We start from the raw sequence: 14011 nt of genomic DNA, 5'->3' as shown, positions 1-14011 counted from the left end.
ATGGAACTTCCCACCGGATACATCACCGCGCTCGACGCCATGAACCGGCACATCAACTCGGCCCGACCGGACGCTCCGGTCCAGGTCGAACACCCCCGTCGGGCACTGCTCGCCCCGACCCGGCAGGCCACCGCCCTCGCCCTGCGCCGGCTCGCCGACCGCATCCAGCCGCGACCGCTGCCCGCCAGCCCGCGCTGCTCCTGACCCGCACCAATCCCATTCCGGTACGCACGGGACGAACAGTGTGGGTCCGGGCACGCAGAGTGGTCGAGGGCGGTATTGCAAGGCAGACTGGTGAAGCCATGTCGCCGCTCACGCCCACTCTCCGCCTTCACGACCGCTACGTACTGCACGAGCGGATCGGTCTCGGTGGCATGTCCGAGGTGTGGCGGGGCGACGACGAGGTGCTCGGGCGGCCCGTCGCGATCAAGGTGCTCGCCGGTCAGTTCGCCACCGACCCACAGCTGCGGGCCACCATCCAACGCGAGGCCCGCGCGGCCGCCCGGCTGACCCACCCACACGTGACCCAGGTGTACGACTACGCCGAGGCGACCCTGGCCGGCGGCGTCGTGGTCCCGTACCTGGTGATGGAACTCGTCGACGGTCACAACCTGGCCGACCGGCTGCGCAACGGGCCGCTGCCCTGGCCGGAGGCGGTCCGGGTGGCCGGGCAGATCGCCGCCGCGCTGGCCGCCGCGCACCGCATCGGTGTCGTGCACCGCGACGTCAAGCCCGGCAACGTCATGCTCACCGACACCGGCGCCAAGGTGCTCGACTTCGGCATCGCCGCGCTCGGCGGCCTCGACAGCCAGTCCGGCGAACCGCTGATGGGCACCCCCGCCTACTTCGCCCCGGAACGGCTGACCGCCGGCCCGCCCGACCCGGCGAGCGACGTGTACGCCCTCGGCGCACTGCTCTACCGCACCCTCACCGGGCGGGCACCACTGCCCGTACAGAGCTGGGAGGACGCGCTGGAGGTGCACCGGCGGGGCACCCCCGTGCCGCCGCTGCGGGTGCCCGGCCTTCCCGCCGACATCGCCGAGCTGACCGTCGCCTGCCTGGCCGCCAACCCGGCCGACCGGCCGAGCGCCGCGCATCTGGCCCGCCGCTTCGGCGCCGGTCAGCCGGTCGAGCCGCCCACCGAGCTGCTGCGCATCCGGCCGGCCGCCCACCCGCCCACCCTGATCGACCGGTCGGTGCTGGCCCGCCCCGTCCCGGCAACCGCCGCACCGGCCCGACGCCGATCGCGTCGGCCCCTCGCCGTGCTCGTCGCGGCCGTGCTCGCCGTGCTGATCGGCGTCGGCGTCCTCTTCGTGGAGAATCCGCTCGGCAACCCGGGCACACCCGACCCGGCCGAGATCGCGGCCGCGCCGTCGACCTCCGCCCCGGCCCCCGCGCCCACGACACACTCGCCGACGCCTGCCGCACCGTCCCCACCACGCCCCACAGCCAGCACCGCGCCCCCGACCGTCGGGCAGCAGCTACCGGTCAGCTTCCGGGAGGTGAGCAGCGAGTTCGCCGCCGTCCTCGCCACCGCGGTCGCCCGCGGCGACGTCGACCCGAAGACCGCCGAGGATCTGCGTGACGACCTCGCCGACCTCAACCGCCGCACCAGGGACCGCGCCGAGCGTGTCGCCGACCTACGGGACCACATCGCCGAGCTGGTGCGGCGGCACCGCCTACCAGCGCAGACGGGCGCGAAACTGGACGCTCTGCTCACCCAGGCCGGCAGCTCCTCTACCAGCCGTACGGACGACTGATACCTCCGTCGATACCGCTGGCATGATGTCCCGATGCGGACACGTCTGATCTTCGTGCGACACGGCGAGGCGGTTCACCAGCTCGAAGGAATCGTCGGTGGGCCACGTGGCTGTCGGGGCCTCACCGCCCTCGGCCACGAACAGGCACACGACCTGGCCAACCGGCTCACCAATGAGGTCACCGCCGCCGGGCCCGTGGCGGTCTACTCGTCCGTGCTGCGCAGGGCCGTCGAGACCGCGCAACCGATCGGCGCGGCGTTCGGCGTCCGACCCGTGCCCGACTGTGGTCTCTGCACCTGGCACACACCCCCGTACGCCGACGGCCTGCCGACCGCTCTCTTCCGCACCGACCACGCGGTGGCGGGTGGCGGCGTGTTCCGACCGTTCGAGGAGGGCAACGAGACTTGGGCCGAACTGGTGGTCCGCGTCAGCCGCGCGATCATGGAGATCGCCCACCGGCACCGGGGCTCCACAGTGGTCCTGGTCGGCCACAGCGAGACTGTGGAGGGCGCCTTCCACGCGCTCGGCGCGCAGCCGGTCTTCCGGGCGTTCGACCTGGACGTGCCCCCGGCCTCGATCACCGAATGGACCACCGACCACGACCCCGGCGGTTGGCCGCCCGCCCGCTGGACGCTGCGTCGCTTCGCCGACACCGGCGGGTGGGCTAAAGCGTGATCCAGTACCGCCGTGCCGGGCCGAGGTCGGTGTCCAGGACGCCGCCGCAACGCTCGATCGTCCTCGACGACGCGTCGTTGCCCGCCTCGCAGACCAGCAGCACCCGATCCAAGCCGAGCGCCCGCGCGTGGGCGAGCATCCGGTCCAGCGCCCAGGTCGCCGGCCCTCTGCGGCGTGCGGACGGGCGGATGCCATAGCCGATGTGGCCGGCAACCCGCAGCAAGTAGTCGTTGGGGTCGTGTCGCAGCGCGATCCCGCCGAGCACCCGGTCGTCCTCGGCGATCCACCGGTACGTGCACGGCACGCGACCCGCATCCAACGGCTTCGCCGGATCCGACTGGTCGGCCAGTCGGGTCACCCAGGCCGCGAACCCCTCCGGCGAGCGCACCTCGTCTGTCGACCGCAGCCCGAAACCGTCCTCGTGGAGACCGGGGCCCCACTCGTCGTGCGCCTCCAGCCAGGCGGCGTGCAGGCGGACGGTGGGCGCGAGCAACTCGGGCATGCCGCGACGGTAGCCGCCCGCCGGCACGTCGTACCCGCCCATCGGTCTCCGCCGGCCGTAGTCTCACCGACATGACGACAACGCAGACACACACCCTCGCCGTACCCGGCGTCGACCTGGTCTACGACGTCCGCGGCCCGCTGCCCCCGTCCGGCGGGGACCCCGTGCTGCTCATGATCGGTCAACCGATGACGGCGGAGGGCTTCACCGCGCTCGCCCCGCACTTCACCGACCGCACCGTCGTCACCTACGACCCGCGCGGGCTCGGCCGCAGCGTCCGCACGGACGGCCGCATCGACCACACGCCGCAGCAGCAGGCGGCCGACCTGCACCTGCTGATCAAGGCACTCGACGCTGGCCCGGTCGACGTGTTCGCCAGCAGCGGCGGTGCGGTGACGGCACTCGACCTCGTCGCGACGTACCCGCGCGACGTCGTCACCTTGGTGGCGCACGAGCCGCCGATCAACGCTGTGCTCCCCGACGCCGGGGCCGCCGAGCGCGCGCGGGCCGGCTTCTACGAGGCGTACCAGGCGAAAGGTAGCGGCGCCGGCATGGCCGCGTTCATCGCGATGACGTCGTGGCAGGGCGAATTCACCGATGCCTACTTCGCCCAGCCCACCCCCGACCCGGCGATGTTCGGCATGTCGACCGACGACGACGGCACCCGCGACGATCCGCTGCTGTCGCAGAATTCGTGGGCGGTCTCCGACTACCGGCCCGACGCTAGCCTGCTCACCGCGGCACCGACCCGGATCGTGATCGCGGTCGGCGAGGAGTCGACAGGGACGTACACCGCGCGGACGGCCCTCGGCCTGGCGGCCCTGCTCGGTCGGGAGCCAGTGGTGTTCCCGAGTCACCACGGCGGCTTCCTCGGGGGTGAGTTCGGCTACGCGGGCAAGCCCGAGGAGTTCGCGGCACGGTTGCGCGAGGTGCTGGACGCCGGCTGACCGTCCGCGCTACTCGGCCAGGACCTGCTCGCGCAGAATCTCGGCGTGCCCGCAGTGCTGGGCCAGCTCGCGCAGCACGTGCAGGTACACCCAGCGCAGCGGCAGCGGGCCGCGCCGGTTGCCGCGCAGCACGTCGTCCAGGCCCAGCGACGCCGTCGCGCGGCGGGAGGCCTCGCACGCCTCGCGGTGCGCTCGCTGGATCGAGGCGATCGTGTCGTCGTCGTCGAGGATGAACGACTCGTCCGGCGTGGCCGGGATGCCGATCTCGGAGCGGGGTCGACACGTGACGGCCTCGTCGAACCAGACCTTTTCTACGAACGCGGCGTGCTTCACCAGACCCAGCAGCGTCGTCCGGGACGGCACCAACGACCGGCGCGCCTGCTCCTCGGTCAGCCCGTCCAGGTAGCCGTTGAGCGCTCTGCGGTGCTCGTCGATGAACGCCTCGAACTGCGTCTGGGCTGACTGGCCGACGACATCGTCGGCGAAGGTCGGGGGAAAGGCTGTCATTCCCGAAGCATTCCAAGGTCATCGCCGCCGCGCAAACAGCACACTCAGCCAAAGGAGAGAAGAGCGCCGCGCTCGTCGAAGCGGGCGGTGCCCGCCCAGGCGATCTCCCAACGGTTGCCCTCCGGATCGGCGATGTAGCCGGAGCGCCCACCCCAGGACCTGCCGGTCGGCTGCGCCACCACCGTCGCCCCCGCCGCGACGGCCGCCGCGAAGGCCGCGTCGACCTGCTCGGGGCTGTCGACATTGCAGGCCAGGGTGACGCCGGACCAACCACCGGCCGGCGCCGGCACTCCCGGCGCCGCCTCGGCGGCCAACTCCGGCAGCGGGTACAGCGCGAACAGCACACCGCCGAGCAGGAAGGCCGACCAGCCGTCGTCACTGGCCGGCAGCTCGGGCCAGCCCAACGACCTGTAGAACAACCGCAGCGCGGCGACGTCGCGTGCTCCCAGCGTGACCACTGACAGTCGGGAGGGGACAGTGCTCATGGACCGATCCTGCCCGAGCCGTATGACAGGTGCCAGGCGTCGCCAGTCAGTCGGCGCGACCGGAGAAGTGGTCGGCAAGCACCGGCGCCAGCACCTCGTCCGAGACGCCGTGCCACTCGCCGGGCAGGGTGCGGTGCCGACCGGCCGGCAGCTTCTCGGCCACCCCCTGTGCCCAGCCTCGCAGCCGTGCGTCGCTCTGCGCACTGTCCAGCACCAACGTCGGGATCGTCAGTGCGGTCAGCGCCTCGGCCGGCAGGCCCGTGAGCAGGGTGAGGTCGTAGACCAGAGTGTGCGCCAGGGCCTCCATGGCCGGCCAGCCCGGCCCGTCGCGCATCCCGTCGACGAACTCCGCGGGCACGCCGATGCTGCGCTGGAAATGCAGCATCGCATCGCCCGGACGGCCGGCGGCGACCAGCTCGCTGATGTCCGCGGCCAGGTCCGGCTCGTCCGGCGACTGCTCGCCCTGCGCGAACGGCGGCTCCAGCAGGGCCAGCCGGGTGACCGACAGGCCGCCGGCCGCGGCGAGCAGCGCCAGCACCGCCCCCGAGGAGAAACCGTAGAGAGCTGCCGAACCGCCGCACGCGTCCTCGATCAGGGCCCGCAGATCCTCGACCTCCCGCCGTGGCGCGTACGGCGACGTGTCGGAGCTCTGCCCCCGACCCCGCCGGTCATAGGTCAGCACTGTGAACTCGCCGGCCAGGTGGGCCGCCAGCGACCTCATCGGGCCCATCTCGCGGAACCCGCCCGCCGCATCCACCAGGATCACCACAGGACCGGCGCCGCTCCGCTCGTACGCGATGGTGGTGCCGTCCGCCGAGCGGACAGTGCCGGTCGTCGCGGCCTCGTCCATGCGCTTCTCCTCGTGTCGATGACACTGCCCACGCTAGGGGACGGGTCCGACGTCGACTCTCAGTCAGCCGATGCTGACGCTGACCGACTCGCCCGGTTCGGTGCCCGCGCGGGCGTACACCTCGCCGTTTGGCGTCCAGACGCCCGAGCGCCCCGCCGCCTCGGTGTAGCCACCGCCCGTCGACCCGGCGAAGCTCGCCACCGCAACCCAGACCCGGTGCGCGGTGGCGATCCGGTGCGCCCGCTGGTCTATCACGGCGGCGTCGCGGGCCGACTCCAGGACGCCCGCCGCGTACACGTCGATCCCGAGCGCGGCCGTCCGCTCCGCGTGCGCGGCCACGCCGGTGTCCTTGCAGATCGCCAGCCCCAGCCGCCAACCGTCCACATCGAGCACGACCGGGGCATCGCCGGGCCGGAACCGGCGGGCCTCCGCGTCCCCCAGCCACATCTTCCGGTACGCCACCGTCACACCGCCGCCGGTAACCGCCAGCATCGCGATGTGGTCGCCGACGACCGGCGCGCCGACCAGGGCCAGCGCACCCGCCTCGGCGCACGCCTCGACCAGCGGCGCCAACCGCGGGTCATCGGCCGACACGACCGGCGCGTCCAACTCGTACCCCGTCAGCGACAGCTCCGGAAAGACCACCACCCGGGCGCGCGCCGCGCGGACCGCGGCGGCGTGCGCCCGCGCGTTTGCCGCGACATCCAGGGGTACGCACGGCGGCTGGACCACAGCGAGCCGCAGCGGGGTGCGGCTTTCCGCACCCCCACCGGTGTGGTCGACCCGCGGGGTCGGGCGGTCGGCCCCATGGTCGGCTCTCAGGATGACTTCGTAACGTGGGCGCATGATTCGAACGTCCCACGCCGTGTTCGCCACCGGAACCCCCGCCGCCGCAGCGGAGCCACCACAGGACGGAATCGTCGGCTACGTCACTGACCTGGTGGAACGACTCGGCGGGCCCGGTGCCGGCCTGGCGGTGGCGTTGGAGAACCTCTTTCCGCCGATCCCCAGCGAGGTGATCCTGCCGCTGGCCGGGTTCGTCGCCGCGCAGGGACGGATGAGTCTGGTCGGTGCGATCTTCTGGACCACGCTGGGCTCGGTGGTGGGCGCGCTCGCGCTCTACCTGATCGGCGCGGCCCTGGGGCGCGACCGGATGCGGGCCATCGTGTCCCGGTTGCCACTGGTCAAGCTCAGCGACGTGGACCGGACCGAGGCGTGGTTCCTGCGGCACGGTGTGAAGGCGGTCTTCTTCGGTCGAATGATCCCGATCTTCCGGAGTCTGATCTCCATTCCGGCGGGCGTGGAGCGGATGCCGGTGACCACGTTCCTGCTCTACACCACGCTGGGCAGCCTGATCTGGAACACCACCTTCGTACTCGCCGGCTACCTGCTGGGCGACAACTGGCACCTCGTCGAGGGCTACGTCGGCACGCTCCAGAAAGTGGTGATCGTGGTCAGCGTGGCGGCGGCCGCCTGGTTCGTCGGGTCCCGCGTACTGAAAGCCCGCCGCGCCGACCGGGACCCCGAGCCGACCGAACCCGAGGAGAGCGAACTGAACGGGATGCCCGACCCGGGCGGTCGCGGCACCCTCTACCGAAGCGGAACCTGGGCCTCGGACGAGCGCTAGCCAGTCCTCTTCTGGTTTCCTTTGCTCTGCTTCACCCCACGCGCCACCCGGGGTCGCCTGCGGGCGGGCGGGTCAGATGACGCAGACCAAGGGGGAACAGACTCGGTGTGGGAGGCGGGCGAGGTGGTGGGGGAGCGGCGATCCGGCACGTGGTGGCTTCGGTTCCGGCTGCCTCTCGGCGTCGCCGTCGGGATCGCGACGGCCGCCGTCGAGCTCGCCTTCCTCGTCGTCGCGGCCGCCGCATCCAGCGTGCGCGCGGTCGCGCCCACGGCGGGCCGTCAGGTCGCTGGCCTGACCGACCGGTACGGGAGCCGGCTGGTACTGATGGAACATCGCCGCCTCGCCGGACTGCTCGCCGCGGAGGACCTGCCCGCGCCGAACGCCGTGGCGACCCGGCGGCAGATCGGCTACCTGGCCGCCCGACTGCTACCCGGCACGCTCGCCCTGCTGGCATACGCAGTGCTCGGCGTTGGCGTGGTGCTGGCCGGGATCGTGCTGCGCGCAGCGGTGCGCGGAGAGCTGACCCTTCCCGACGCACTGACCCAGATCGCCGTCGGGGCGGTGCTGTTACTGCTCAACGTTCAGGCCGTTGCCAGCATCGCCGCGCTGGACATCCGGCTGGCGCGACGACTGCTCGGGCCGGGCAGTCGGGCGGAGCTGACGCGGCGGGTCCACGAGCTGACCATCAGCCGGGCCGGGGTCATCGCCGCCGTCGACGCCGAACGGCAGCGCATCGAACGCGACCTGCATGACGGCCTCCAACAGCGACTGGTCGCCCTCGGCATGCTGCTCGGCCGGGCCCGGCGCGCCCGCGACGCCGACCGCACACACGCACTGCTCGTGCAGGCACACGAGGACGTGCAGCGGGCCATCGAAGAGTTACGCGAGGTGGCGTGGCGGGTCTACCCGTCAGCACTGGACGACAGCGATCTGGGCGAGGTCCTGGCCATCGTCGCCCGCGGATCCGAGGTGCCGGTGCGGATCCGCTGCGAGCTGCCGGTCCGCCCCGAGCGGCAGGTCGAGACGGTGCTGTACTTCGTGGCCTGCGAGGCGCTCACCAACGCCGCGAAACACGCCGCCGCTACCCTGGTCACTGTCGACATCGGAGTACGGGATGGGTGGATCCGGATGCGCGTGCACGACGACGGCGTCGGCGGGGCGGAACCGACCGGGCGCGGGTTGTCCGGGCTCGCGCGACGGGTCGCCGCGCTGGACGGCCGCCTGCTGGTGACCAGCCCGGCCGGCGGTCCGACGACAGTGCTGGCGCAGCTGCCGTGCGACTAGTCCTCGCCGAAGACTCGACGCTGCTCCGGGAGGGCCTGACGCGGCTGCTCGCCGACGAGGAGCACGAGGTGCTCGCGGCGGTCGGGACCGCCGACCAACTTGTCGAGGCGGTCGGACGATCCCGTCCCGACGTGGTCGTCACCGACGTCCGGATGCCACCCAACCACACCGATGACGGGCTGCGGGCCGCCCTGGAGATCCGTCGTCGGTGGCCCGACACCGGCGTCCTCGTGCTCTCCCAGTACGTGGAGCGGCGTTACGCCGCGCGGCTGCTCGCGGACCGTCCCGAGGGGGTCGGCTATCTGCTCAAGGACCGGGTCGCCCAGGTGGACGACTTCCTCGACGCACTCGACCGGGTCGCCGCCGGGGGCACCGCCCTCGACCCGGAGGTGGTCCGTCAGGTGGTGGCCGGCTCGGCCCGGCCCGACCCGTTCGGTCGGCTCACGCCACGGGAACGGGACGTCCTGCACGAGATGGCCCAGGGGCACACGAATCTCGCCATCGCCCAGCGGCTGCACGTATCGCAGAGCGCTGTCGAGAAGCATGTCAACGCCATCTTCGACAAACTCGACCTCGCGCACACCACTGGCTACAGCCGACGAATCCTCGCGGTCCTGCGCTACCTGGGCACCTGATCCGCCAGCCGCGCGGGCGGAGCCGACATGGTCGACTCGGGTTCCTTGATGTCGGGATGTCCGGTCGTCCGGGATGCCCCGACATCAAGGAACCCGAGTGGATCACCCGAGTGAGGGCCGATTCGACGCCGTGGGGCCGGTGTTGTGTGGGTGGTTTGGCCGTTGGTGGGTGGTTGTGGGTGGTGACCGGGCGCACCCTCAGGCTGGAATCCTGGCGGGGTCGGGGTCGTTACATACCCTGACGGTCGCAGTACCACCGACCCGTCGCCCGAGCGCTGGGGGCTGGTCGCGCAGGTGGAATGCCAGCCTCCGCCCGGTCGTTGCAGTCCCCACGAACGACCGACGGGCACCGCCCCGACGAGGGTGCCGACGGATGGGCCACCCCCGGAATGACCCCGGCCCCCCGGTCGTTACAGATGGACCCGGCGCCACGAGCCCTCCGCTCGCCAGGTCGCCGACCCGACGCCCGACAGGCGTCACCCCCCAGACTTTCCCCCCTTTGTTAGTGCAGCGCCGGACGAGGTGCTCACACCCTGCCGCCGCCCCCCTTTGGCGGTTGGGTGTCCTACCCCCGAAGGAGCTCCCCCCATGAACACGATCTTCCGTAAGAGCATGCTGTCTGTTGCTGGTCTCGCGTTCGCCGGTGGTGTGTTCGCCGGTCCGATCGCTGCCCACGCCGCTACCCCGGCTGTGGACGCCAAGCCCGTCGCGGTGGCCGTGCAGCAGTCGGCGCCGAAGCCGCAGGGCGACCAGTCCCACATCAGCCTCAACGACGAGCAGACCGCGAACGTGAAGGCGATCATCGCCGCCACGAAGAAGGCGGGCCTGCCGGAGCGGGCCGCGGTCATCTCGATCGCGACGAGCCTGCAGGAGTCGAAGCTGGAGAACCTCGGCCACCTGGGCGACATGAACGACCACGACTCGCTGGGCCTGTTCCAGCAGCGCCCGAGCTCGGGTTGGGGTACCCCGGAGCAGATCACTAACCCTGAGTACTCCACCACCGCGTTCTTGAAGGGTCTGAAGCAGGTTGATGGTTGGCAGGACATGCCGCTGACCGACGCGGCGCAGACGGTGCAGGTGTCGGCTTACCCGGACGCCTACGCCCAGTGGGAGCAGCAGGCCACCGACCTCGTCGCCCAGCACTGGAACAGCTGACCCTCGGCAGCACCACCACAGGAACACGCACCACCGCACGACACGGACCGCTGGCCGGCACCCGCAACACCGGGTGTCGGCCAGCGGCATTTCCGTTTCCGTGCGGCTGGCACATGTCACTGGCCACTGGTCGTTGTTCGCGGATGCTGCGCCGTTGGGTGTCCGCTGGAGGTGGATGCCGCGCCGCCGAAAGCGGATGCCGCGCCGCCGGGTGCCCGCCGGGAGCTGACGGCGCGATCCGGCAGCGGATGCCGCGGTCGGGTCGGTGGCTGCCCGCAGATCTTGGACAGTTTCCGTTCCGCGCGAACGGAAACTGTCCAAGATCTCGCGGGGGCACGGCCGACGTGCGGCGCGATGGCGGGTGTCGTGGCCGTGGGACGAGCGGCGGTGCAGCGATGGGCCTGACGGCACCCGGCCCGGCGGGGGCGGGGGAACAACGCGGGGTGCGGGCTGGTTGTGGAGGGTGTCGGTGTGACTCAGTGTCCCCGGGCCTCACCTAATATCGCCTTCGCGGAATACCGTTCGGCTGGAGCCGCGTCGTGCCACTCGCCGAGAGGCGACCTGCACACCGACACCAGCGCCGCCCCCGTCCTACCGGCCGGGGGCGGCGCTGTCTGTGCTCATCGGTCAGAACGGGGCGGCAAAATGTCCGGGTGACTGACGCACAGCCGTGGTCCGAGCAGTCGGGCGTACTCGTACTCCCCAGCGGGGCGATGGTGCGCGGACGCCGCGTCGCTGCCGCGACCTCGCCCGCCGACTTCGCCGTGCTGCTGGCCCCTGGCCCGGAGCCGGCCTGGCCGCACCGGCGGATCCGGTGGCCCGATTTCTGGGTGCCGCTCGACAGCGCCGAAGCCCTCGACGTCCTGCGGGAGGCGCTGCGACGGGCCCACGACGGTGAACGTGTCGAGGTGGCCTGTCGGGGTGGGGTGGGTCGTACCGGAACGGCCCTGGCCGCGCTGGCGATCCTCGACGGCCTGCCGGTCGAGCGGGCGGTGCCGTTTGTTCGGAGCGGCTACCACCCGAAGGCGGTGGAGACCCCCTGGCAGCGGCGCTGGCTGCGCCGCGTCTCCTGACCGCAGCCGGACCGCCGGACCACCGCCCGTGCCGCCCGCCCGTGCCGGCCACCACGTGCCGGCCGGCCTCGGGGTGGCGGTGTCAGCCCTGGCCGACCACCGCCGGGTCGTTGACGTACTCGCGGAGGTGCTTGGCGGTGACGGTGTCGCCGGCGGCGACCAACTCGGCAGGTGTGCCGGTGAAGACGATGCGGCCACCGTCGTGGCCGGCGCCGGGGCCGAGGTCGACGAGCCAGTCGGCGTGTGCCATGACCGCCTGGTGGTGCTCGATGACGATCACCGTGTTCCCGGCATCGACCATTCGGTCGAGCAGGGCCAACAGTTGGTCCACGTCGGCCAGGTGCAGGCCCGTGGTCGGCTCGTCCAGGACGTACGTGGTGGTCTTCTCGGCCAGGTGGATGGCGAGCTTGAGCCGTTGCCGTTCCCCGCCGGACAGGGTGGTCAGTGGTTGGCCGAGGCTGAGGTAGCCCAGCCCGACGTCGACCAGCCGACCGAGGATGACGTGCGGGAAGAAGGCGTGCGCCTCGGTGACCGACATGGCCAGCACCTCGCTGATGTTCTTGCCCCGCAGCGTGTACGTGAGCACCTCGTCGGTGAAGCGTCGCCCCTCGCACCGTTCGCAGACGCTCGCGACGCCGGCCATCATCGCCAGGTCGGTGTAGATGAGCCCGATTCCCTTGCAGGCCGGGCAGGCGCCCTCGGAGTTGGCGCTGAACAGCGCGGCCTTGACTCCGTTGGCCTTGGCGAAGGCGGTGCGGATCGGGTCGAGCAGTCCGCTGTAGGTGGCCGGGTTGCTGCGTCGTGAGCCACGGATCGGGGACTGGTCGACGATGACGACCCCGGACCGGCCGCGCAGCGACCCGTGGATCAGTGAACTCTTGCCGGAGCCGGCCACACCGGTGACCACGGTGAGGACCCCGAGCGGGATGTCCACGTCCACGTCGCGCAGGTTGTGCAGGTCGGCCTGGCGGATGGCGAGTTGCCCGGTGGGTTGGCGTACCGCCTCGCGCACTGTCACCCGGTGGTCCAGGTGCCGCCCGGTGAGCGTGTCGGAGCGGCGCAGGCCGGGGATGTCGCCGGTGAAGCAGATCCGACCACCGTCGGTGCCGGCGCCCGGTCCGAGGTCGACCACGTGGTCGGCGATGGCGATGGTCTCCGGTTTGTGTTCCACCACCAGCACGGTGTTGCCCTTGTCGCGCAGCCGCAGCAGCAGGTCGTTCATGCGGGCGATGTCGTGCGGGTGCAGGCCGACGGTGGGTTCGTCGAAGACGTACGTGACGTCGGAGAGGCTGGAGCCGAGGTGCCGGACCATCTTCACCCGTTGCGCCTCACCACCGGAGAGGGTCGCCGACTCACGGTCCAGGCTGAGATAGCCCAGACCGATCTCGACCAGGGAGTCCAGCAGGTCGCGAAGGTTGGCGACGAGTGGCGCGGCCCCCGGGTCGTCGACGGTGCGGACGAACGCGGCCAGGTCACTGATCTGCATGGCCGAGCAGTCGGCGATGGTGTGCCCGGCGATCCGCGACGACAGGGCCGCCGCGTTGAGTCGGGTGCCGCCGCAGTCGCCGCAGCTGGTGAAGGTGACCGCCCGGTCGACGAAGGCGCGGATGTGCGGTTGCATCGACTCGCGGTCCTTGGCCAGGAGGAGCCGCTTGACCTTGACCGCCAGCCCTTCGTACGTCCAGTTGTTGCTGCCCACCTTGATCTTGGTGGCCGGCTTGTGCAGGAAGTCCTCCCACTGCTGCGGGGTGAAGTCCTGGAGTTTGACGTCCGGGTCGAACAGGCCGGAGCCGACGATGGTCTGCCAGTACCAGGAGTCGACGGCGAAGTTGGGCACGGTGATCGCGCCGTCGTTGAGGGAGCGCTCGACGTCGACCAACTCGTTGACGTCGAGGTCGGAGACCCGGCCCAGCCCTTCGCAGGTGGGGCACATGCCCTCGGGCAGGTTGAAGCTGAACGCCCCGGCGCCGCCGATGGACGGCTGACCGAGGCGGCTGAAGAGGATCCGCAGCATGGCGTACGCGTCGGTGGCGGTGCCGACGGTGGAGCGGGAGTTGACCCCCATCCGTTCCTGGTCGACGACGATGGCCGCGCTGAGGTTGCGCAGCGAGTCGACGTCCGGCCGGTTGAGGTTCGGCATGAACGACTGGAGGAACGCGCTGTAGGTCTCGTTGATCATGCGCTGGGACTCGGCGGCGATGGTGCCGAAGACCAGCGACGACTTGCCCGACCCGGAGACACCGGTGAAGACGGTCAGCCGGCGTTTGGGGATGTCGACCGAGACGTCGGCGAGGTTGTTCTCCCGCGCCCCGCGTACCTCGATCATGTCGTGGCTGTCGGCGGCGGACCATGCTGGCTGCGACATACGAACCCTTCACGGAATCGTGGCGGGACTTCGCCCCGCCGGGCACTGGCGGGTTCTATTGTCTCATTCATCCTCATGTAGACAGTTCTGCCGAGATGCGAGCGTAGGCTCCGGCGCTACGTCCTGGAAAGTCTCAAATCACGTCG

General features: G+C 71.4%; 15 protein-coding genes. 9 read left to right on the top strand and 6 right to left on the bottom strand.

All coding sequences use genetic code 11. The annotated features are described in order from the left end of the window. From ACLJOK_RS13300 to ACLJOK_RS13290, 3 genes are all read left to right on the top strand, one after another. Complete coding sequence (locus ACLJOK_RS13300) at positions 1 to 204, top strand: hypothetical protein (RefSeq protein WP_410818695.1); 204 nt, start codon at positions 1 to 3, stop codon at positions 202 to 204. Positions 205 to 302: 98 nt separating this feature from the next. Next, the gene (locus ACLJOK_RS13295) at positions 303 to 1760 is read left to right on the top strand and encodes a serine/threonine-protein kinase (RefSeq protein ID WP_410818694.1); all 1458 of its coding nucleotides are present in this window, start codon (positions 303 to 305) and stop codon (positions 1758 to 1760) included. A 33-nt stretch (positions 1761 to 1793) separates the two neighbouring features. After that, positions 1794 to 2435, top strand: a complete 642-nt coding sequence (locus ACLJOK_RS13290; RefSeq protein ID WP_410818692.1) for a histidine phosphatase family protein — start codon at positions 1794 to 1796, stop codon at positions 2433 to 2435. Here the strand turns inward: ACLJOK_RS13290 and ACLJOK_RS13285 are convergent. Next, entirely contained in the window at positions 2425 to 2937 is a 513-nt protein-coding gene (locus tag ACLJOK_RS13285; protein WP_410818690.1) for a GNAT family N-acetyltransferase, read from the bottom strand. The two genes, ACLJOK_RS13290 and ACLJOK_RS13285, sit on opposite strands and share 11 nt — an antisense overlap. Before the next feature lie 71 nt (positions 2938 to 3008). Between ACLJOK_RS13285 and ACLJOK_RS13280 the strand changes: the two genes are divergently transcribed. Further along, complete coding sequence (locus ACLJOK_RS13280; protein ID WP_410818689.1) at positions 3009 to 3884, top strand: alpha/beta fold hydrolase; 876 nt, start codon at positions 3009 to 3011, stop codon at positions 3882 to 3884. A 9-nt stretch (positions 3885 to 3893) separates the two neighbouring features. On the opposite strand, the gene ACLJOK_RS13275 is transcribed toward ACLJOK_RS13280, so the two are convergent. The 4 genes from ACLJOK_RS13275 to ACLJOK_RS13260 all read right to left on the bottom strand — a co-directional run bounded on the left by ACLJOK_RS13275 (position 3894) and on the right by ACLJOK_RS13260 (position 6572). After that, positions 3894 to 4391: a DinB family protein gene (locus ACLJOK_RS13275; RefSeq protein ID WP_410818687.1), complete on the bottom strand. Its 498-nt coding sequence runs from the start codon at positions 4389 to 4391 to the stop codon at positions 3894 to 3896. Between the two features lie 44 nt (positions 4392 to 4435). Continuing rightward, positions 4436 to 4876: a VOC family protein gene (locus ACLJOK_RS13270; protein WP_410818686.1), complete on the bottom strand. Its 441-nt coding sequence runs from the start codon at positions 4874 to 4876 to the stop codon at positions 4436 to 4438. Between the two features lie 46 nt (positions 4877 to 4922). Next, positions 4923 to 5726 (bottom strand): alpha/beta fold hydrolase, encoded by an 804-nt coding sequence (locus tag ACLJOK_RS13265; protein ID WP_410818684.1) that lies wholly within the window; start codon positions 5724 to 5726, stop codon positions 4923 to 4925. A gap of 63 nt (positions 5727 to 5789) precedes the next feature. Next, positions 5790 to 6572, bottom strand: coding sequence for a carbon-nitrogen hydrolase family protein (locus tag ACLJOK_RS13260; RefSeq protein WP_410818682.1), 783 nt, complete (start codon positions 6570 to 6572; stop codon positions 5790 to 5792). Between ACLJOK_RS13260 and ACLJOK_RS13255 the strand changes: the two genes are divergently transcribed. The 5 genes from ACLJOK_RS13255 (at position 6571) to ACLJOK_RS13235 (ending at position 11500) form a co-directional block, all read left to right on the top strand. Further along, complete coding sequence (locus tag ACLJOK_RS13255) at positions 6571 to 7353, top strand: DedA family protein (RefSeq protein WP_410818681.1); 783 nt, start codon at positions 6571 to 6573, stop codon at positions 7351 to 7353. The two genes, ACLJOK_RS13260 and ACLJOK_RS13255, sit on opposite strands and share 2 nt — an antisense overlap. A gap of 105 nt (positions 7354 to 7458) precedes the next feature. After that, positions 7459 to 8637, top strand: coding sequence for a sensor histidine kinase (locus tag ACLJOK_RS13250; RefSeq protein WP_410818679.1), 1179 nt, complete (start codon positions 7459 to 7461; stop codon positions 8635 to 8637). Then, complete coding sequence (locus tag ACLJOK_RS13245; RefSeq protein ID WP_410818677.1) at positions 8628 to 9272, top strand: response regulator; 645 nt, start codon at positions 8628 to 8630, stop codon at positions 9270 to 9272. The genes ACLJOK_RS13250 and ACLJOK_RS13245 overlap by 10 nt, the downstream gene beginning before the upstream one ends. A gap of 588 nt (positions 9273 to 9860) precedes the next feature. Then, positions 9861 to 10427 (top strand): hypothetical protein, encoded by a 567-nt coding sequence (locus tag ACLJOK_RS13240; RefSeq protein ID WP_410818012.1) that lies wholly within the window; start codon positions 9861 to 9863, stop codon positions 10425 to 10427. Between the two features lie 653 nt (positions 10428 to 11080). Then, positions 11081 to 11500: a protein-tyrosine phosphatase family protein gene (locus ACLJOK_RS13235; protein ID WP_410818675.1), complete on the top strand. Its 420-nt coding sequence runs from the start codon at positions 11081 to 11083 to the stop codon at positions 11498 to 11500. 82 nt (positions 11501 to 11582) lie between these two features. On the opposite strand, the gene ACLJOK_RS13230 is transcribed toward ACLJOK_RS13235, so the two are convergent. Continuing rightward, positions 11583 to 13865, bottom strand: coding sequence for an ATP-binding cassette domain-containing protein (locus ACLJOK_RS13230; RefSeq protein ID WP_410818673.1), 2283 nt, complete (start codon positions 13863 to 13865; stop codon positions 11583 to 11585). Positions 13866 to 14011: the final 146 nt, after the last annotated feature.

The sequence above is a fragment of the Micromonospora sp. 050-3 genome, assembly GCF_046549335.1.
GTDB classification, from domain to species: Bacteria; Actinomycetota; Actinomycetes; order Mycobacteriales; family Micromonosporaceae; genus Micromonospora; species Micromonospora trifolii.
Note: the sequence above shows the minus strand (reverse complement) of the source record. Positions and strands in the feature narration are given on the sequence as shown.